This is a genomic window from Pseudomonas sp. Ors-4-3C, from assembly GCF_055755035.1.
On sequence record NZ_CM146900.1, the window covers coordinates 5527797 to 5546210 of the forward strand.

At 57.8% G+C, this 18414-nt stretch carries 18 protein-coding genes; 4 read left to right on the plus strand and 14 right to left on the minus strand.

Annotation, left to right across the window (positions count from 1 at the left end; all coding sequences use genetic code 11):
• The 14 genes from ACVHNU_RS25055 to rpmH all read right to left on the minus strand — a co-directional run bounded on the left by ACVHNU_RS25055 (position 1) and on the right by rpmH (position 11631).
• Complete coding sequence (locus ACVHNU_RS25055; RefSeq protein WP_003229779.1) at positions 1–537, minus strand: F0F1 ATP synthase subunit delta; 537 nt, start codon at positions 535–537, stop codon at positions 1–3.
• A 12-nt stretch (positions 538–549) separates the two neighbouring features.
• Positions 550–1020 (minus strand): F0F1 ATP synthase subunit B, encoded by a 471-nt coding sequence (locus ACVHNU_RS25060; RefSeq protein ID WP_003229781.1) that lies wholly within the window; start codon positions 1018–1020, stop codon positions 550–552.
• Positions 1021–1079: 59 nt separating this feature from the next.
• Complete coding sequence (gene atpE, locus ACVHNU_RS25065; protein ID WP_003097235.1) at positions 1080–1337, minus strand: F0F1 ATP synthase subunit C; 258 nt, start codon at positions 1335–1337, stop codon at positions 1080–1082.
• A 133-nt stretch (positions 1338–1470) separates the two neighbouring features.
• Positions 1471–2340 (minus strand): F0F1 ATP synthase subunit A, encoded by an 870-nt coding sequence (atpB, locus tag ACVHNU_RS25070; RefSeq protein ID WP_003229782.1) that lies wholly within the window; start codon positions 2338–2340, stop codon positions 1471–1473.
• 16 nt (positions 2341–2356) lie between these two features.
• On the minus strand, positions 2357–2764 hold the full coding sequence (locus ACVHNU_RS25075) for a F0F1 ATP synthase subunit I (RefSeq protein ID WP_003229783.1): 408 nt from the start codon (positions 2762–2764) through the stop codon (positions 2357–2359).
• A 148-nt stretch (positions 2765–2912) separates the two neighbouring features.
• Positions 2913–3785, minus strand: coding sequence for a ParB/RepB/Spo0J family partition protein (locus ACVHNU_RS25080; protein WP_003229785.1), 873 nt, complete (start codon positions 3783–3785; stop codon positions 2913–2915).
• A gap of 9 nt (positions 3786–3794) precedes the next feature.
• Positions 3795–4592: a ParA family protein gene (locus ACVHNU_RS25085; protein ID WP_003229787.1), complete on the minus strand. Its 798-nt coding sequence runs from the start codon at positions 4590–4592 to the stop codon at positions 3795–3797.
• A gap of 18 nt (positions 4593–4610) precedes the next feature.
• Entirely contained in the window at positions 4611–5255 is a 645-nt protein-coding gene (gene rsmG / locus ACVHNU_RS25090; RefSeq protein ID WP_003229789.1) for a 16S rRNA (guanine(527)-N(7))-methyltransferase RsmG, read from the minus strand.
• A complete protein-coding gene (gene mnmG, locus ACVHNU_RS25095; protein WP_473018500.1) occupies positions 5252–7150 on the minus strand; it encodes a tRNA uridine-5-carboxymethylaminomethyl(34) synthesis enzyme MnmG in 1899 nt (632 codons plus the stop codon). The genes rsmG and mnmG overlap by 4 nt, the downstream gene beginning before the upstream one ends.
• A 553-nt stretch (positions 7151–7703) precedes the next feature.
• Positions 7704–9074 carry a tRNA uridine-5-carboxymethylaminomethyl(34) synthesis GTPase MnmE gene (gene mnmE / locus ACVHNU_RS25100; RefSeq protein WP_473018501.1) on the minus strand — a complete coding sequence of 457 codons (1371 nt, stop codon included), beginning with the start codon at positions 9072–9074 and terminating at the stop codon, positions 7704–7706.
• 81 nt (positions 9075–9155) lie between these two features.
• Positions 9156–10838 (minus strand): membrane protein insertase YidC, encoded by a 1683-nt coding sequence (gene yidC, locus ACVHNU_RS25105; RefSeq protein ID WP_025112252.1) that lies wholly within the window; start codon positions 10836–10838, stop codon positions 9156–9158.
• Between the two features lie 2 nt (positions 10839–10840).
• A complete protein-coding gene (yidD, locus tag ACVHNU_RS25110) occupies positions 10841–11086 on the minus strand; it encodes a membrane protein insertion efficiency factor YidD (protein ID WP_010565858.1) in 246 nt (81 codons plus the stop codon).
• Positions 11079–11480, minus strand: coding sequence for a ribonuclease P protein component (rnpA, locus tag ACVHNU_RS25115; RefSeq protein WP_045122860.1), 402 nt, complete (start codon positions 11478–11480; stop codon positions 11079–11081). Before rnpA ends, yidD begins: the two co-directional genes overlap by 8 nt.
• Before the next feature lie 16 nt (positions 11481–11496).
• Positions 11497–11631 (minus strand): 50S ribosomal protein L34, encoded by a 135-nt coding sequence (gene rpmH, locus ACVHNU_RS25120; RefSeq protein ID WP_003213577.1) that lies wholly within the window; start codon positions 11629–11631, stop codon positions 11497–11499.
• Positions 11632–12197: 566 nt separating this feature from the next.
• Here rpmH and dnaA point away from each other — a divergent pair.
• Genes dnaA through gyrB form a run of 4 tightly spaced genes read left to right on the plus strand, consistent with a single transcriptional unit; the run spans position 12198 to position 18396 of the window.
• Positions 12198–13712 (plus strand): chromosomal replication initiator protein DnaA, encoded by a 1515-nt coding sequence (gene dnaA, locus ACVHNU_RS25125; protein ID WP_003220200.1) that lies wholly within the window; start codon positions 12198–12200, stop codon positions 13710–13712.
• A gap of 39 nt (positions 13713–13751) precedes the next feature.
• Entirely contained in the window at positions 13752–14855 is a 1104-nt protein-coding gene (gene dnaN, locus ACVHNU_RS25130) for a DNA polymerase III subunit beta (RefSeq protein WP_003220202.1), read from the plus strand.
• A 14-nt stretch (positions 14856–14869) separates the two neighbouring features.
• A complete protein-coding gene (gene recF / locus ACVHNU_RS25135; RefSeq protein ID WP_473018502.1) occupies positions 14870–15973 on the plus strand; it encodes a DNA replication/repair protein RecF in 1104 nt (367 codons plus the stop codon).
• A 5-nt stretch (positions 15974–15978) separates the two neighbouring features.
• Positions 15979–18396: a DNA topoisomerase (ATP-hydrolyzing) subunit B gene (gene gyrB / locus ACVHNU_RS25140; RefSeq protein WP_003220210.1), complete on the plus strand. Its 2418-nt coding sequence runs from the start codon at positions 15979–15981 to the stop codon at positions 18394–18396.
• Positions 18397–18414: the final 18 nt, after the last annotated feature.

Sequence of the window (18414 nt, forward strand, 5' to 3'; positions counted from 1 at the left end):
TCAAGATTTCAATGCTTCGGCAAGTTTCGCGATTTTGCCGCGAATCGAGCCATCGATAACCAGGTCGCCGGCGCGGATGACAACACCCCCAATAAGGGATTTGTCTTCCTCGACTTGCAGGCGCACTTCCCGGTTGAGTCGTGCACTGAGAACCTTGGCGAGTTTGTCTTGCTGTTCTTGGTTCAATGCAAAAGCACTGGTCACTTCAACGTCTACCGATTTCTCTTGTTCGGCCTTGTACAGGTCGAACAGAGCGGCGATCTCCGGCAGAAGCGGGAGACGGTCGTTTTCGGCAACGACATTGATGAAATTCTGTGCCTTGGCATCGAACTTGTCGCCGCACACGTCAATGAACGTGGCGGCCTTTTCTGCGCTCGTCAGTCGCGGGGCCTTGAGCACGCGCTGCATGGTGTCGTCTTGCGACACCGCTGCTGCCAGGCCGAGCATGGCTGACCAATTGGCCAGTTGCTGGTGGGCCTGAGCGTGCTCGAAGGCCGCCTTAGCGTAAGGTCGGGCCAACGTGGTCAGTTCTGCCATGATCGCCCTCGCTTAGATTTCAGCAGCCAGTTGGTTAACCAGCTCTGCGTGCGCGTTTTGATCGATTGTGGCACCCAGGATCTTCTCGGCGCCGCCGACAGCCAGCAAGCCCACTTGGGCGCGCAGCTTGTCTTTGACACTGTTCAGTTCCTGTTCGATCTCGGCTTGAGCCTGAACCTTCACACGGTCAGCGTCGACACGGGCTTTTTCAACAGCCTCTTCGACAATCTGGTTACCGCGTTTCTTGGCTTGCTCGATGATTTCAGCTGCCTGAGCTTTCGCTTCGCGCAGTTGCTGACCCGCTTTCTCTTGGGCCAACTCCAGGTCGCGAGCTGCTCGGCTGGCAGCGTCCAGACCATCAGCGATCTTCTTTTGACGTTCGTGCAGAGCAGCGATGACCGGAGGCCATACATACTTCATGCAGAACAGTACAAAAATCAGGAACGCAACGGACTGGCCAATCAGGGTCGCATTAATGTTCACGCCAACACCTCGCAGTTACGTTGTCCATCACACCAAATTACTCGGAAGAATCCGGGTAATTAGCCAGCGATCTGACCAACGAACGGGTTCGCAAAGGTGAAGAACAGAGCGATACCAACACCGATCATGGTTACGGCGTCGAGCAGACCGGCAACGATGAACATTTTAACTTGCAGCATTGGAACCATTTCTGGCTGACGCGCTGCGCCTTCCAGGAACTTGCCGCCCAGCAGGCCGAAACCAATTGCGGTACCCAGTGCGCCCAGGCCGATCAACAGTGCAACAGCGATAGCGGTTAGACCAACTACAGTTTCCATCTTTCCTCCCGACTTTTACGTCGTATGGTTTAGGTTTTTTAGATTAAAGCGGTAAAACAAATCGTTTCAGAGGCCCGTTTAAGAGCCCCCTCCCGTTTGACCGGGAGGGACATCAGATCAGCCGAGGCTGCTCTTAATGGTTTTCTTCGTGCGCCATCGACAGGTAGACGATGGTCAGCATCATGAAGATGAACGCCTGCAGGGTGATGATCAGGATGTGGAACACCGCCCACGCCCACTGCAGAACAACGCCCAGGCCGCTCAGCCAGAGCAGGCCGCTGCCGAACATCACAGCGATCAGAATGAACACCAGCTCGCCGGCATACATGTTGCCGAACAGACGCAGAGCCAGAGAGATCGGTTTGGCGATCAGAGTCACGAATTCCAGCAGGAAGTTCACCGGGATCAGCAGGGCCTGAACGAAGATGTTCTTGCTGCCGAACGGGTGCAGGGTCAGTTCGCCGATGAAGCCGCCGATGCCCTTGACCTTGATGCTATAGAAAATGATCAGTGCGAAAACCGAGAACGCCATGCCCAGGGTCGCGTTCGGGTCGGTAGTCGACACGGCGCGGAACGGGATGTGGTGGTCGCCGGTGATCAGGATGGCCAGCTGAGGAATCCAGTCGACCGGTACCAGGTCGACGGCGTTCATCAGGAACACCCAGACGAAGATGGTCAGTGCCAGCGGTGCGATCACCGGGCTACGGCCATGGAAGCTGTCTTTCACGCTGCCATCGACGAATTCGACCAATACTTCAACGAAGTTCTGCAAAGCACCTGGCTGACCCGAAGTCGCTTTCTTTGCCGCCATGCGGAAAAGAAGAACGAAGATCAGACCCAGCGCGACCGACCAGCCGAGGGTATCGACGTGGAAAGCCCAGAAGCCCATTTCCTTGGCTTCTGCTGCGGTGTGGGCAAAGCCCCAGCCGCCGTTAGGTAGCTGACCGAAGGTCAGGTTCTGCAAGTGGTGCTGGATATAGCCCGAAGCGGTTGTTTCTGCCATGGTTGCCTCAAACGCCCTAAGGTCTCGAAAGTCTTGTTCTCATCAGCAGGGGAGCGAACCAGCTGACCGACTGAGTCAGCACGAAAGCGCCGAATACTGCGATCGGCGCCAATGGCTTCACACCTGCAAACACCAGTGCAAACAGCACTGCCGTCAAAATCAGTTTGCCTGCCTCGCCGGCATAAAATGACCGGACGATGGACTGGGCTGCTCGGGCGCCGGAAAACCGAAATGCCTTGTGAGCGAAATAAACATTGGGCAGCAAGGCTATCAGGCCTCCGCAAAGTCCCGAGTATCCGGCAACGACTCCGTGCCATTGCCAGAGCGCCAAAGCGGCAATGAGCAAAATGACAAATTGAGCCATCAACACCGGAAAAACCGCCAGGCGATGGAACGGCAGGCGGTTTGGCTTGCGGGTTTCCATCACGATTGCTCTCCAATGGTCGGCTGCCGAAATTCAATAACTTGGCATAATTTGTGCCGACAAAATGCGCGCAGAGTATAGGGGCGGTTCTGCCCCTATTCAACTGTCAGGTAGTGATTTCCGACTGCGCGCTACATGAGGAAATGTTTCAGCGGATGTGTGCGAGCACACCTTGAAGCTCATCGAGGGAGTTGTAACCGATCACCAACTGACCTTTTCCCTTCTTCCCGTGGCGAATCTGCACCGCAGAGCCTAGGCGCTCGGCCAGACGCTGTTCGAGCCGGGCGATATCCGGGTCGGGTTTGGCAGCTTCCACAGGCTCCGGTTTACCACTCAACCACTGGCGAACCAGTGCTTCAGTCTGGCGCACAGTCAGGCCGCGTGCGACAACATGTCGCGCCCCTTCCACCTGCTGATTGTCCGGCAGACCGAGCAAAGCCCGGGCATGACCCATTTCCAGGTCACCGTGGGACAGCATGGTCTTGATGACTTCCGGCAGTGCAATAAGCCGCAACAGGTTAGCCACAGTCACGCGAGACTTACCCACAGCCTCGGCAACCTGTTGTTGAGTGAGCTGGAATTCCTGCTGCAGGCGCTGCAAGGCGACTGCTTCCTCGATCGGGTTCAGGTCTTCACGCTGGATGTTCTCGATCAGCGCAATGGCGATCGCAGTTTCATCCGGCACATCACGGACCATTGCCGGGATGGTTTCCTGCCCGGCCTGCTGGCTGGCGCGCCAGCGGCGTTCACCGGCGATGATCTCAAAACGGCCACCGCCAATCGGGCGAACCACGATCGGCTGCATCACGCCTTGCGACTTGATCGACTGCGCCAGCTCTTCCAGCGCCTGTGGATCCATGTCGCGGCGCGGCTGGTATTTGCCACGCTGCAGCAGATCCAGCGGCAGATGTTGCAGTTCACGGGTATCGGCCTGCGCCGCCTGTTCTTCCAGCGCGCTGACGGTCGGACCACTCAGCAGTGCATCCAGTCCACGTCCGAGACCTCGTTTCTTGACGGCCATGGGGATTCCTTAAGTTGGCTGGGCAGCGGCGATGCGTGAATTTTTGCGCTGACGGCGAACCATCTCGCCCGCCAGGGCCAGGTAGGCCAGAGCGCCGCGCGATTGCTTGTCGTAGGCCAGTGCGGGCATACCGTAGCTCGGTGCCTCGGCCAGCCGGATGTTGCGCGGGATCACCGTGTCGTACAGCTGTTCGCCAAAGTGTTCCTTGAGCTGCGCCGAGACGTCGTTCATCAGGCTCAGGCGCGGGTCGTACATGGTCCGCAGCAAACCCTCGACTTTCAGGTTCGGGTTCAACAGTTCGGCGATGCGCTTGATGTTATCCACAAGGTCGCTCAAACCCTCGAGCGCAAAGTATTCGCACTGCATGGGGATAATCACCCCATCGGCGGCAACCAGTGCGTTCAGGGTGAGCATCGACAGCGACGGCGGGCAGTCGATCAAAATGTAATCGTAGTTTTCACGGATCGGCGCCAGCGCACTGCGCAGACGGCTTTCCTTCATCTGCATTTCCAGCAGAACCACTTCGGCCGCGGTCAGGTCGCGGTTGGCAGGCAGCAGTTGATAACCGCCGTGCTCGGAGTAGTGCATGGCCTGGGCCAGATCGCATTCGCCGATCAGCAGGTCGTAGACCGAGTTTTCCAGGCCATGTTTATCCACACCGCTACCCATGGTGGCGTTGCCCTGTGGATCGAGATCGATCAACAGCACCCGGCGCTTGGTCGCGACCAGGGATGCTGCGAGGTTGATGCAGGTGGTGGTCTTGCCCACACCACCCTTCTGGTTCGCTATCGCGAATACCTTAGCCATTCTTGCTTGTGTTCCCAATCATGCCGTGCGGCGCAGTATCAGCAGATGGCGTTGGCCTTGGCAACCGGGTACGGCCAAGGCGTGTTCGCTATCGAGTTTGAAGTCTGCCGGCAATGCTACCAGCTCATCGGCCGGATGGACGCCCTTCATTGCCAGCCAGCGCGTGTCGGCATCGCCGAGGTGGCGAGTCCAGTTGGTGAAGTTCTCCATGCTGCTGAACGCCCGGGAAATGATCCCGTTGAATGGCTGGGCAGGCTGGAAGGCTTCGACGCGACTGTGGATAACTTGCAGGTTATCCAGTTTGAGTTCGAGTTTGACCTGAGTCAGGAAGCGGGTTTTCTTGCCGTTGCTGTCCAGACAGGTCACTTGCGAGTCCGGATACAGGATCGCCAACGGGATGCCGGGCATGCCGCCGCCGCTGCCGACGTCGAGCCAGCGACCGTTTTCGATAAACGACATCACGCTCAGACTGTCGAGCAGGTGCCGCGAGACCATTTCGTCGGGATCGCGTACGGCGGTCAGGTTGTAGGCCTGGTTCCATTTGATCAACAGGGCCAGGTAACCCAGCAGCAATTCGTGCTGGGCTGCGCTGAGATTGACACCGAGCTCGCGGGCTCCTGTGGATAACTCTTCGGCGTGTTGCGAAGTGACCTTAGAACTCAAGCGCTTTGCTCCAACTGACGGCCCGCGCCGCGTTTTTTCAAATGAATCATCAACAGCGAAATCGCTGCCGGGGTCACACCCGGGATCCGCGAAGCCTGGCCGAGCGTCTCCGGACGCGTCGCACCGAGCTTGCTCTGGATCTCCTTGGAGAGACCGGAAATGTTGGTGTAATCGATATCCACAGGCAGTTTCGTGTCTTCACTGGCGCGCAGGCGGGCGATTTCGTCCTGTTGACGGTCGATGTAACCGGCGTACTTGGTCTTGATCTCGACCTGTTCGGCAACCTGTGGATCTTCGGCGCCCTGCCCGGTCACTTCGACCAGACCAGCGTAGTCGATTTCCGGACGACTCAAGAGATTGAGCAAGTTGTATTCGTGAGTCAGCGGCGTACCGAATTTTTCCGCAATGGCATCGCCCTGCTGCGTGCCAGGGCGAACCCAGGTGCTTTTCAGGCGCTGCTCTTCGAGTTCGATGCTTTCGCGTTTCTTGCAGAAAGCCGCCCAACGCGCGTCATCGACCAGACCCAGCTCGCGACCTTTTTCGGTCAGACGCAGGTCGGCGTTGTCCTCGCGCAGGATCAGGCGGTACTCGGCACGGGAAGTGAACATGCGGTACGGCTCTTGGGTACCGAGGGTGATCAGGTCGTCGACCAGCACGCCGATGTACGCCTCATCGCGACGCGGACACCAGGCTTCTTTGCCCTTGGCACGCAACGCGGCGTTGGCCCCGGCGAGCAAACCTTGCGCACCGGCCTCTTCGTAACCGGTGGTGCCGTTGATCTGGCCAGCGAAGAACAGACCGCCGATGACTTTGGTTTCCAGGCTGTACTTCAGGTCGCGCGGATCGAAGTAGTCGTACTCGATCGCATAACCCGGACGCACGATGTGCGCGTTTTCCATACCGCGGATCGATTGCACGATCTGCAATTGCACGTCGAACGGCAAGCTTGTGGATATCCCGTTCGGGTACAGCTCATGGGTGGTCAGGCCTTCCGGCTCGATGAACACCTGATGGCTTTCCTTGTCGGCAAAGCGATGGATCTTGTCTTCGATCGACGGGCAGTACCGTGGACCGATGCCCTCGATTTCGCCGGCAGCGGAATACATCGGCGAACGATCGAGGTTCGCCGCGATGATTTCGTGGGTACGGGCGTTGGTGTGGGTAATCCAGCAACTGACCTGGCGTGGATGTTGTTCCTTGTTGCCCATGAACGACATGACCGGGATCGGCGTATCGCCCGGTTGCTCGGTCATGACCGAGAAATCCACAGACTTGCCATTGATGCGTGGTGGGGTACCGGTTTTCAGGCGACCGACACGCAGCGGCAGTTCACGCAGACGATGCGCGAGGGCAATCGACGGCGGGTCACCGGCGCGACCGCCGGAGAAATTCTGCAAACCGATGTGGATAAGTCCACCGAGGAAGGTACCGGTGGTCAACACCACGGAATCAGCGAAGAAACGCAGACCCATTTGGGTGACAACACCGCGTACCTGCTCTTGCTCGACGATCAGGTCGTCAGCGGCCTGTTGAAATATCCACAGGTTCGGCTGGTTTTCGAGGATTTCGCGGACAGCGGCCTTGTACAGAATCCGGTCGGCTTGCGCACGGGTCGCCCGCACGGCCGGACCTTTGCGGCTGTTCAACACGCGAAACTGGATGCCACCCAGATCGGTAGCCACGGCCATCGCGCCGCCGAGGGCGTCGATTTCCTTGACCAGATGGCTTTTGCCAATGCCGCCGATGGCCGGGTTGCAGCTCATGGCACCGAGGGTTTCCACGTTATGCGTCAGCAACAGGGTTTTTGCCCCCATACGTGCTGAGGCCAGTGCTGCCTCGGTACCGGCATGACCGCCGCCGATGACGATCACTTCAAAACGGGAAGGGAAATCCACCACGCACCTCGTGCCTGCTTAAGTAGGTAATTCAGGAATAGTTTGAGATCAGGTTTCTGGACCTGGTCGACAAGTATAGGGACTTCGCCCTTCCTAAAGAACCCTTTGCACAAAATTTAACCAGCTGTGGAGAACTCGAAGTTAAAAGAATAAAAAAGAGAGAAATTTATAAAACCTTTGTTTTTATGTTTATTTTTACTGACCGACCTTTCTGTGGATAGATTGCTACAGGCCTTATTATTCAATGTGTACAGAGTTTCAAAACCCTGTTATCAGGTGCCAATGAGGCCCTTGGATAACCGGTTTAAGCCTGTGGATGAATGGGGCGGTTATCCACAGAGGCAGTTATATCCAGTTTTTAGGCCCTGTTATCAACTGACCTCATTGGCAGTTATTCACAGGGCTTAATCCACAGAAATCAGCTGAATGAGTGATTGGCGGGCAACGGAAATCCGCTCAGGGCGAGAGAATCTGCCCGGCACTGGAGAAAGGAATTGAGAAATGATGAGTGCAGACAGGCCGCGAACGGGCCTGTCTGTGAACAGCAGAAGGGTTATTTGCCGATGCAGAAGCTGGAAAAGATCCGCCCAAGCAGGTCATCGGAGCTGAATGCCCCGGTGATTTCGCCCAGAGAGTGCTGTGCCTGGCGCAAATCTTCGGCCAGTAGCTCACCGGCACCCGCCAAGGTCAGCTGTGCACGACCATGTTCCAGCGCTGCACTGGCGTGGCGCAGAGCTTCCAGATGCCGGCGACGGGCACTGAAGCTGCTTTCCGAGGTTTGCTCGTAGCCCATGCAGGCCTTGAGGTGTTCGCGCAGCAATTCCAGACCTTCGCCGGCGGATTTGGCGCTCAGGCTGATGGTTACGTGGCCATCGTCGCTGACTTCGAGAGCGATTGTTTCACCCGTCAGGTCAGCCTTGTTGCGGATCAAGGTGACCTTGGCCGGATCCGGCCGGGTTTCGAGGAATTCCGGCCACAGGGCAAACGGATCTGCAGCTTCCGGCGCGGTGGCGTCGACTACCAGCAGCACCCGATCCGCTTCAGTGATCGCCTTCAACGCACGCTCGACGCCGATTTTTTCTACCTGATCATCGGTATCGCGCAGACCGGCGGTGTCCACCACGTGCAACGGCATGCCGTCGATGTGGATATGTTCGCGCAAGATATCGCGGGTGGTGCCGGCAATCTCCGTCACGATCGCGGCTTCGCGGCCGGCCAGGGCATTCAACAGACTGGACTTGCCGGCATTCGGACGACCGGCGATCACCACGGTCATGCCATCACGCAACAACGCGCCCTGCCCGGCTTCACGCAGCACAGTGGATAACTCTTCACGCACCTTGTCGAGCATGCTCAGCACGTGGCCATCGGCGAGGAAGTCGATTTCCTCTTCCGGGAAATCGATGGCGGCTTCGACGTAGATGCGCAGGCTGATCAGTTGTTCGGTGAGGTTATGCACACGCTGGGAAAACGCCCCCTGCAGGGAGCGCAAGGCATTGCGTGCAGCCTGTGCAGAACTGGCTTCGATCAGGTCGGCGATGGCCTCGGCCTGAGCCAGGTCGAGTTTGTCATTGAGGAACGCGCGCTCGCTGAATTCACCCGGGCGAGCCAGACGACAACCCACTTCCAGACAACGCTTGAGCAACATGTCGAGAACGATCGGGCCACCGTGCCCCTGCAGTTCAAGCACGTCTTCGCCGGTAAACGAGTTCGGTCCCGGGAAATACAGGGCCAGACCTTCGTCCAGCACCTGCCGGTCATCACTGAAAAACGGACCGTAATGCGCGTAACGCGGTTTCAGTTCACGGCCGCTAATGGCTTTGGCCGCAACGCTGGCCAGCGGCCCGGAAATGCGGACAATGCCGACACCGCCGCGACCTTGAGCGGTGGCGACAGCAGCGATGGTTTCACGAGGTGCGCTCATAAACCGGTATCCAGACAAAAGTGGCAGATAGCAAAACGCCCCACTAGGGGGCGTTTTGAGTGGTGTTATCCACAGAGTAAGTTACGCCTCGGCTTTTTTCGTCGCCGCTTCGATCTTACGCGTGATGTACCACTGTTGGGCAATCGACAGGCAGTTGTTCACAACCCAGTACAGCACCAGACCAGCAGGGAACCACAGGAAGAAGAAGGTGAAGATGATTGGCATCATTTTCATGACCTTCGCCTGCATCGGATCCGGCGGAGTCGGGTTCAGACGCTGCTGGATGAACATGGTCGCGCCCATGATGATCGGCAGGATGAAGAACGGATCCTTGATCGACAGGTCGGTGATCCACAGCATGAACGGCGCCTGGCGCATTTCCACGCTTTCCAGCAGAACCCAGTACAGCGAAAGGAAAACCGGCATCTGCACGAGGATCGGCAAGCAGCCGCCCAGCGGATTGATCTTCTCTTTCTTGTACAGCTCCATCATGGCTTGCGACATTTTCTGCCGGTCATCGCCATGTTGCTCTTTCAGTGCAGCCAGTTTCGGCGCCACGGCACGCATGCGCGCCATGGATTTGTAGCTGGCAGCCGACAGCGGGAAGAAGATGCCCTTGATCAGCATGGTCAGGAAGATGATCGACCAGCCCCAGTTACCCACGATCGCGTGGATGTGTTGCAGCAACCAGAAGATCGGCTGAGCGATGAACCACAGAATGCCGTAGTCGACAGTCAGCTCCAGACCTGGGGACAACTCTTTCAGCACGGCCTGGCTTTTCGGACCGGCGTACAGAATGGCGCTGGTTTCAACTTTGGCACCCGGTGCAGCGGTCAGCGAAGGGCCGGTGTAACCGATGATGTAGTTGCCTTTGCTGTCTTTACGCGTCTGAACGATGTTGTTTTCGCCCTTCGGCGCAACCCATGCAGTCACGAAGTAGTGTTGTAGCCAGGCTACCCAGCCACCGGTGACGGTTTCCTTGAGCTGACCTTTGTCCATGTCTTTCATGGACACTTTCTTGTACGGCTCGGAACTTGTCCACAGGGCGGCGCCCAGGTAAGTCGCGGTACCGGTGGCAGTGGTCGACGAAGGATCGGCACTGGCGTCGCGCTTCAGTTGGGCGAACATCGAACCGGACCAAGGCTGAGCGCTCTGGTTATCCACAAGGTAGGTCACGGTCACGTCATACAGGCCGCGTTTCAGAGTGAAACGCTTGATGTAGTTAACGCCGTCCTTGCTGAACTTCAGGTCGACGACCAGTTGGTCCTGACCGTCAGCCAGTTGATAACTTTTCTTCTCCGAGGAGTAAACCGGACGACCGGCCGGGCTTGCGTCCGGACCGTTGGTGCCGATCAGGCCGCTTTGTGCCAGATAAGTACGCTCGCCGCCGTTGTCGAACAGCTGAAACGGCACATCAGGACGGTCCTGACGACGTGGATACAGTGGCAAAGTCAGTTGAGCAACGTCACCGCCCTGTGGATCGATCGCCAGATCGAGCACGTCGGTTTTGACCTGGATCAGATCCTTGCTGGCAGCGACCGGAGTTTCCACAGGCGCGCTGGTATCGCTTGCGGCACGCGGAATATCGTCACTGGCGGAAGCGTTATTGCCAGGAACGGTGTCCGGCAAACCGGATGCAGTCGTACTGGAAGCAACATTCTGAGTCGGCAGGGCAGCTTGGCCATAGTCCTGGTTCCATTTAAGAACCATAACGTAGGACACGATTGCCAGGGCGACGATCAGGATCGTGCGTTTGATATCCATGATTACTCGGCCATCGAAGAAGAACGGGAGGTAGGGATAGGTGGAACCGGGTCATAACCACCGGGATTCCACGGATGACAGCGACCTAAACGACGAAAGGTCAGCCAGCCACCGCGCAGAAGGCCATGATTTTCGATGGCTTCTAACGCGTAGCAGGAACAACTGGGGTAGAAACGACAGTGATCAGCCATCAGGGGACTAATGGCATAGCGATAAAACTGGATCGGAACGAGGGCCAGTTTACGCATCTGGACTGTCTACCCCTACAGTTTCGGTGTTGACTGCTGGAACTGGCTTGTTACGGGCCAGGCGCTTCCAGAGTTTGCCGAAATGCTGAATCAATTCGGGGTTTTCTACATCGCCCAAACCTTTACGCGCGACGATAACGATGTCCCAGCCGACCAGTGAGTCCTGGTGCAGACGGAACGATTCGCGCATCAGACGTTTGAGGCGATTGCGCTCAACGGAGAGCTTTACGCTCTTTTTCCCGATAACCAGCCCGAGACGGGGGTGATCGAGATCGTTGTTGCGCGCAAGGAGCAGGAGATTTTTCCCCGGAACCTTGCCGGTAGGGGAGTCAAAGACTGCCTTGAAATGCCGGGGGGTAAGCAGACGCTTTTCCCGACTGAAGTCCTGACTCACCTCCAGTGCCGGATTATCAAACTGCCAGACGCGCACGACCTTTGGCGCGGCGACGCGACAGGACGGCACGACCGTTCTTGGTAGCCATGCGAGCACGGAAACCGTGGGTACGAGCGCGTTTGATAGTGCTTGGTTGGAAAGTACGTTTCATGTCGTGTTACCTGGTTCGTCCACAACGGGCCGGAATGGCCCCCGTTTTAAGAGACCGGGGATTCTAGAGAAAGCAAGCCTTCAGGTCAATTTCCAACCAACGTTTCCTTATAAATAGATATCTGGAGCATCCAGAACCAAGACCTTGCCTGCCAAACATAAAAATAAAGAAGGGAATTATTTAAAGCTTTTCTGTAAAGTTTATAAGAGCTAGGGCGACAGTCTTCTGTGGATAACCACGTTGAGCCCTTGTCTGGCTTGATGTACAGAGAATGACAACTACAGTGGAAAACCGTGGTCAGCCTGTGCTGCGCTGTCGGATAACCTGTGTGTGGAATCGTCAGTTATCCACAGGCAGGTTATCCACCGAGTTCCACCCCCAGTTGTCCAGTGCCCTCAGAGGCGGTTATCCACAGAGCTTATTCACACACCGTTGGTCGCCTTTTTACCGGTTAACGCATTGATTAATCATGGTCACCACACAACCTGCATGTGGATAAGTGGACGGCTCGCCGTTACAATGGCCGCTTGTTTTTGCCTCACCGGCTTTCAACTTAGGGGATATCCGTGTCAGTGGAACTTTGGCAGCAGTGCGTGGAGCTTTTGCGCGAGGAGCTGCCTGCCCAACAATTCAACACCTGGATCCGTCCACTACAGGTCGAAGCCGAAGGCGACGAGTTGCGCGTCTACGCACCGAACCGTTTTGTGCTGGACTGGGTCAACGAAAAGTACCTCGGTCGCGTCCTTGAACTGCTGGATGAGCACGGCAACGGCATGGCGCCAGCGCTTTCCTTATTAATAGGCAGCAAACGCAGCTCGGCACCGCGCGCCGCGCCGAATGCACCGTTGGCTGCGGCGCAAGCTCAGGCCAATGCCGCGCCGGCCAGCCCGCCAACGCCAGCGCCGAGCGCAGCCCCGGCCAAGCGCTCGACGCAGAAAACCGAGGAAGTCAGTGAAGAGCCGTCCCGCGACAGCTTTGATCCGATGGCCGGTGCGGCGTCGCAACAGGCCCCGGTTCGCGCCGAACAGCGCACTGTGCAGGTCGAAGGCGCGCTCAAACACACCAGCTACCTGAACCGCACCTTTACCTTCGAGAACTTCGTCGAAGGCAAGTCCAACCAGCTCGCCCGTGCGGCGGCCTGGCAAGTAGCGGATAACCCGAAGCACGGCTACAACCCGCTGTTCCTTTATGGCGGCGTCGGCTTGGGTAAAACCCACTTGATGCACGCGGTGGGTAACCATCTATTAAAGAAGAACCCGAATGCCAAGGTCGTGTACCTGCATTCCGAGCGCTTCGTTGCCGACATGGTCAAGGCGCTGCAACTGAACGCGATCAACGAGTTCAAGCGCTTCTATCGTTCGGTGGACGCGTTGCTGATCGACGATATTCAGTTCTTCGCCCGTAAAGAGCGTTCCCAGGAAGAGTTTTTCCACACCTTCAACGCCCTGCTTGAAGGTGGCCAGCAGGTCATTCTCACCAGTGACCGCTACCCGAAAGAAATCGAAGGCCTTGAAGAGCGCCTCAAATCGCGTTTCGGCTGGGGCCTGACGGTTGCCGTCGAGCCGCCGGAACTGGAAACCCGCGTGGCGATCTTGATGAAGAAGGCCGACCAGGCCAAAGTCGAGTTGCCGCACGACGCGGCGTTCTTCATTGCCCAGCGAATTCGTTCCAACGTCCGCGAGCTGGAAGGCGCGCTGAAACGCGTGATCGCCCACTCGCACTTCATGGGCCGCGACATCACCATCGAGTTGATTCGCGAATCCCTGAAGGACTTGTTGGCACTGCAGGACAAACTGGTCTCTGTGGATAACATTCAGCGCACTGTCGCCGAGTACTACAAGATCAAGATTTCCGACCTGCTGTCCAAGCGCCGTTCGCGCTCGGTGGCTCGTCCGCGTCAGGTGGCCATGGCATTGTCCAAGGAACTGACCAACCACAGCCTGCCGGAAATCGGCGATGTGTTTGGTGGTCGCGACCACACGACGGTGTTGCACGCCTGCCGCAAGATCAACGAACTTAAGGAATCCGACGCGGACATCCGCGAGGACTACAAGAACCTGCTGCGTACACTGACCACTTGATGAACACCAGCGCAGCTTATTAAGGCAAGGGACTAGACCATGCATTTCACCATTCAACGCGAAGCCCTGTTGAAACCCCTGCAACTGGTCGCAGGCGTCGTCGAGCGCCGACAGACCTTGCCGGTACTGTCCAACGTGCTGTTGGTCGTCGATGGCCAGCAACTGTCGCTGACCGGTACCGATCTGGAAGTCGAGCTGGTGGGTCGCGTACAACTCGAAGAGCCGGCCGAAACCGGTTCCATCACCGTGCCTGCGCGCAAGCTGATGGACATCTGCAAGAGCCTGCCCAACGACGCGCTGATCGACATCAAGGTCGACGAGCAGAAGCTGGTCGTGAAGGCCGGCCGTAGCCGTTTCACCCTGTCGACCCTGCCGGCCAACGATTTCCCGACGGTTGAAGAAGGGCCGGGTTCGCTGACCTGCAGCCTGGAGCAGAGCAAACTGCGTCGTCTGATCGAACGGACCAGCTTCGCCATGGCCCAGCAGGACGTGCGCTACTACCTCAACGGTATGCTGCTGGAAGTTTCGGCCGGTGTGATCCGCGCCGTGGCCACCGACGGTCACCGTCTGGCGATGTGCTCGATGCAGGCCGATATCGGTCAGCCGGATCGCCATCAGGTGATCGTGCCGCGCAAGGGTATTCTGGAACTGGCGCGTCTGCTCACCGAGCCGGATGGCAACGTCAGCATCGTTCTGGGTCAGCACCACATCCGCGCCACCACCGGCGAATTCACCTTCACCTCGAAGCTGGTCGACGGCAAATTCCCGGACTACGAGCGCGTTCTGCCGAAGGGCGGCGACAAGCTGGTACTGGGCGATCGTCAGGCCCTGCGTGAAGCGTTCAGCCGTACCGCGATTCTTTCCAACGAGAAGTACCGCGGCATCCGTCTGCAACTGGCCAACGGTCAGTTGAAGATCCAGGCCAACAACCCGGAGCAGGAAGAAGCGGAAGAAGAAGTGGGCGTTGAATACAACGGCGGCTCGCTGGAAATCGGCTTCAACGTGAGCTACCTGCTCGACGTGCTGGGCGTGATGACCACCGAGCAGGTTCGCCTGATCCTGTCCGACTCCAACAGCAGTGCGCTGGTGCAAGAGTCCGACAATGACGACTCGGCTTATGTTGTCATGCCGATGCGTCTGTAATCAGCTGATCCTGGATGTCCTTAAGTCGTGTTTCGGTCACCGCGGTGCGCAATCTGCACCCGGTGACCTTCTCCCCCTCCCCCCGCATCAACATCCTTTACGGCGCCAACGGCAGCGGCAAAACCAGTGTTCTGGAAGCCATTTATCTGCTCGGGCTTGCCCGTTCGTTTCGTAGTACGCGGCTGTTGCCGGTCATCCAGTACGAACAACTCGCCTGCACCGTGTTCGGTCAGGTCGAATTGGCCGAGGGTGGCCACAGTGCGTTGGGGATATCTCGCGACCGTCAGGGAGAGTTCCAGATCCGCATCGACGGGCAGAACGCCCGCAGCGCCGCGCAACTGGCAGAAATCCTGCCGTTGCAGCTGATCAACCCCGACAGCTTTCGCCTGCTCGAAGGTGCGCCGAAGATTCGCCGGCAGTTTCTCGATTGGGGTGTGTTCCACGTCGAACCGCTTTTCATGTCGACCTGGCAGCGTTTGCAGAAGGCCTTGCGCCAGAGAAACTCCTGGCTGCGGCATGGTACACTTGACGCCGTTTCGCAAGCGGTTTGGGACAGGGAACTGTGCCAGGCCAGCGCTGAAATCGATGAATACCGCCGCGCTTACATCAAAGCCTTGAAACCAGTCTTTGAACAAACCTTGAGCGAACTGGTTGAGCTTGAAGGTTTGACGCTCAGCTATTACCGAGGCTGGGACAAGGACCGGGAATTGAGTGCCGTACTGGCTGGCTCCGTGCAACGGGACCAGCAAATGGGTCATACCCAGGCCGGGCCGCAACGGGCTGATTTGCGTCTTAGATTGGGCGCACACAATGCCGCGGACATCTTGTCCCGGGGTCAGCAGAAGCTGGTGGTCTGTGCCTTGCGAATTGCCCAGGGGCATCTGGTAAGCCAGGCCCGACGCGGCCAGTGTATTTATCTGGTGGATGACTTGCCGTCCGAGCTGGACGAGAGCCACCGTCGCGCGCTGTGCCGCTTGCTGGAAGACTTACGCTGCCAGGTGTTCATCACCTGTGTAGATCACGAATTATTGAGGGAAGGCTGGCAGACGGAAACGCCAGTCGCTCTGTTCCACGTGGAACAGGGCCGTATCACCCAGACCCACGACCATCGGGAGTGAAGGCATTGAGCGAAGAAAATACGTACGACTCAACGAGCATTAAAGTGCTGAAAGGCCTGGATGCCGTACGCAAACGTCCCGGTATGTACATTGGTGACACCGACGATGGCAGCGGTCTGCACCACATGGTGTTCGAGGTGGTCGACAACTCGATCGACGAAGCCCTCGCTGGCCACTGCGACGACATCAGCATCATCATCCACCCGGATGAGTCCATCACCGTCAAAGACAACGGCCGTGGCATCCCGGTAGACGTGCACAAAGAGGAAGGCGTTTCCGCCGCCGAGGTCATCATGACCGTCCTCCACGCTGGCGGTAAGTTCGACGACAACTCCTACAAGGTATCCGGCGGTCTGCACGGTGTAGGTGTTTCGGTCGTGAACGCCCTGTCCGAAGAGCTGGTACTGACCGTACGCCGCAGCGGCAAGATCTGGGAACAGACCTACATCCACGGTGTACCTCAGGCGCCGATGGCGATCGTTGGCGACAGCGAAACCACCGGTACCCAGATCCACTTCAAGGCTTCCAGCGAAACCTTCAAGAACATTCACTTCAGCTGGGACATCCTGGCCAAGCGCATTCGTGAACTGTCCTTCCTCAACTCCGGTGTCGGCATCGTCCTCAAGGACGAGCGCAGCGGCAAGGAAGAACTGTTCAAGTACGAAGGCGGCCTGCGTGCGTTCGTTGAATACCTGAACACCAACAAGACTGCGGTCAACCAGGTGTTCCACTTCAACATCCAGCGTGAAGACGGCATCGGCGTGGAAATCGCCCTGCAGTGGAACGACAGCTTCAACGAGAACCTGTTGTGCTTCACCAACAACATTCCACAGCGCGACGGCGGTACTCACCTGGTGGGTTTCCGTTCCGCACTGACGCGTAACCTGAACAACTACATCGAGCAGGAAGGTCTGGCGAAGAAGCACAAAGTCGCCACCACCGGTGACGATGCCCGTGAAGGCCTGACCGCGATCATCTCGGTGAAGGTGCCGGATCCGAAGTTCAGCTCGCAGACCAAAGACAAGCTGGTGTCTTCCGAAGTGAAGACCGCGGTCGAGCAGGAGATGGGCAAGTACTTCTCCGACTTCCTGCTGGAAAACCCGAACGAAGCCAAGCTGGTCGTCGGCAAGATGATCGACGCGGCCCGTGCCCGTGAAGCGGCGCGCAAGGCCCGTGAGATGACCCGCCGCAAAGGCGCGCTGGACATCGCCGGTCTGCCGGGCAAGCTCGCTGACTGCCAGGAAAAAGATCCTGCGCTGTCTGAACTGTACCTCGTGGAAGGTGACTCCGCGGGCGGCTCTGCCAAGCAGGGGCGTAACCGCAAGACCCAGGCGATCCTGCCGCTGAAGGGCAAGATCCTCAACGTCGAGAAAGCACGCTTCGACAAGATGATCTCGTCCCAGGAAGTGGGCACGCTGATCACCGCACTGGGCTGTGGTATCGGGCGCGAAGAGTACAACATCGACAAGCTGCGCTATCACAACATCATCATCATGACCGATGCTGACGTCGACGGTTCGCACATCCGTACCCTGCTGCTGACCTTCTTCTTCCGTCAGTTGCCGGAGCTGATCGAGCGCGGCTACATCTACATCGCCCAGCCGCCGCTGTACAAGGTCAAGAAAGGCAAGCAAGAGCAATACATCAAAGACGACGACGCCATGGAAGAGTACATGACGCAGTCGGCCCTGGAAGATGCGAGCCTGCACCTGAACGAAGAGGCCCCGGGCATTTCCGGTGAAGCGCTCGAGCGTCTGGTCAACGACTTCCGCATGGTGATGAAGACCCTCAAACGTCTGTCGCGCCTGTACCCGCAGGAACTGACCGAGCACTTCATCTACCTGCCTGCCGTGAGCCTGGAAATGCTCGGCGACCACGCGAAGATGCAAGACTGGCTGGCTCAGTACGAAGTACGTCTGCGCACCGTCGAGAAGTCGGGTCTGGTCTACAAGGCCAGCCTGCGTGAAGATCGTGAACGTGGCGTGTGGCTGCCAGAGGTCGAGCTGATCTCCCACGGCCTGTCGAACTACGTCACCTTCAACCGCGACTTCTTCGGCAGCAACGACTACAAGACCGTCGTCACCCTCGGCGCTCAACTGAGCACCCTGCTCGACGACGGCGCGTACATCCAGCGTGGCGAGCGCAAGAAAGCGGTCACCGAGTTCAAGGAAGCCCTCGACTGGCTGATGGCCGAAAGCACCAAGCGCCACACCATCCAGCGCTATAAAGGTCTGGGCGAAATGAACCCGGATCAGCTGTGGGAAACCACCATGGACCCAAGCGTGCGCCGCATGCTGAAAGTCACCATCGAAGACGCCATTGGCGCAGACCAGATCTTCAACACCCTGATGGGTGATGCGGTCGAACCTCGCCGTGACTTCATCGAGAGCAATGCGCTGGCGGTTTCCAACCTGGACTTCTGATCCAGGTCAGTGACCGCT

What these genes read in the sequence shown, in the direction of transcription:
- ACVHNU_RS25055 (WP_003229779.1), bottom strand. Translation starts at nt 537, where the DNA reads ATGGCAGAACTGACCACGTTGGCCCGACCTTACGCTAAGGCGGCCTTC.
- atpE (WP_003097235.1), bottom strand. Translation starts at nt 1,337, where the DNA reads ATGGAAACTGTAGTTGGTCTAACCGCTATCGCTGTTGCACTGTTGATC.
- atpB (WP_003229782.1), bottom strand. Translation starts at nt 2,340, where the DNA reads ATGGCAGAAACAACCGCTTCGGGCTATATCCAGCACCACTTGCAGAAC.
- ACVHNU_RS25075 (WP_003229783.1), bottom strand. Translation starts at nt 2,764, where the DNA reads ATGGAAACCCGCAAGCCAAACCGCCTGCCGTTCCATCGCCTGGCGGTT.
- ACVHNU_RS25080 (WP_003229785.1), bottom strand. Translation starts at nt 3,785, where the DNA reads ATGGCCGTCAAGAAACGAGGTCTCGGACGTGGACTGGATGCACTGCTG.
- ACVHNU_RS25085 (WP_003229787.1), bottom strand. Translation starts at nt 4,592, where the DNA reads ATGGCTAAGGTATTCGCGATAGCGAACCAGAAGGGTGGTGTGGGCAAG.
- mnmE (WP_473018501.1), bottom strand. Translation starts at nt 9,074, where the DNA reads ATGAGCGCACCTCGTGAAACCATCGCTGCTGTCGCCACCGCTCAAGGT.
- yidC (WP_025112252.1), bottom strand. Translation starts at nt 10,838, where the DNA reads ATGGATATCAAACGCACGATCCTGATCGTCGCCCTGGCAATCGTGTCC.
- yidD (WP_010565858.1), bottom strand. Translation starts at nt 11,086, where the DNA reads ATGCGTAAACTGGCCCTCGTTCCGATCCAGTTTTATCGCTATGCCATT.
- rpmH (WP_003213577.1), bottom strand. Translation starts at nt 11,631, where the DNA reads ATGAAACGTACTTTCCAACCAAGCACTATCAAACGCGCTCGTACCCAC.
- dnaN (WP_003220202.1), top strand. Translation starts at nt 13,752, where the DNA reads ATGCATTTCACCATTCAACGCGAAGCCCTGTTGAAACCCCTGCAACTG.
- recF (WP_473018502.1), top strand. Translation starts at nt 14,870, where the DNA reads ATGTCCTTAAGTCGTGTTTCGGTCACCGCGGTGCGCAATCTGCACCCG.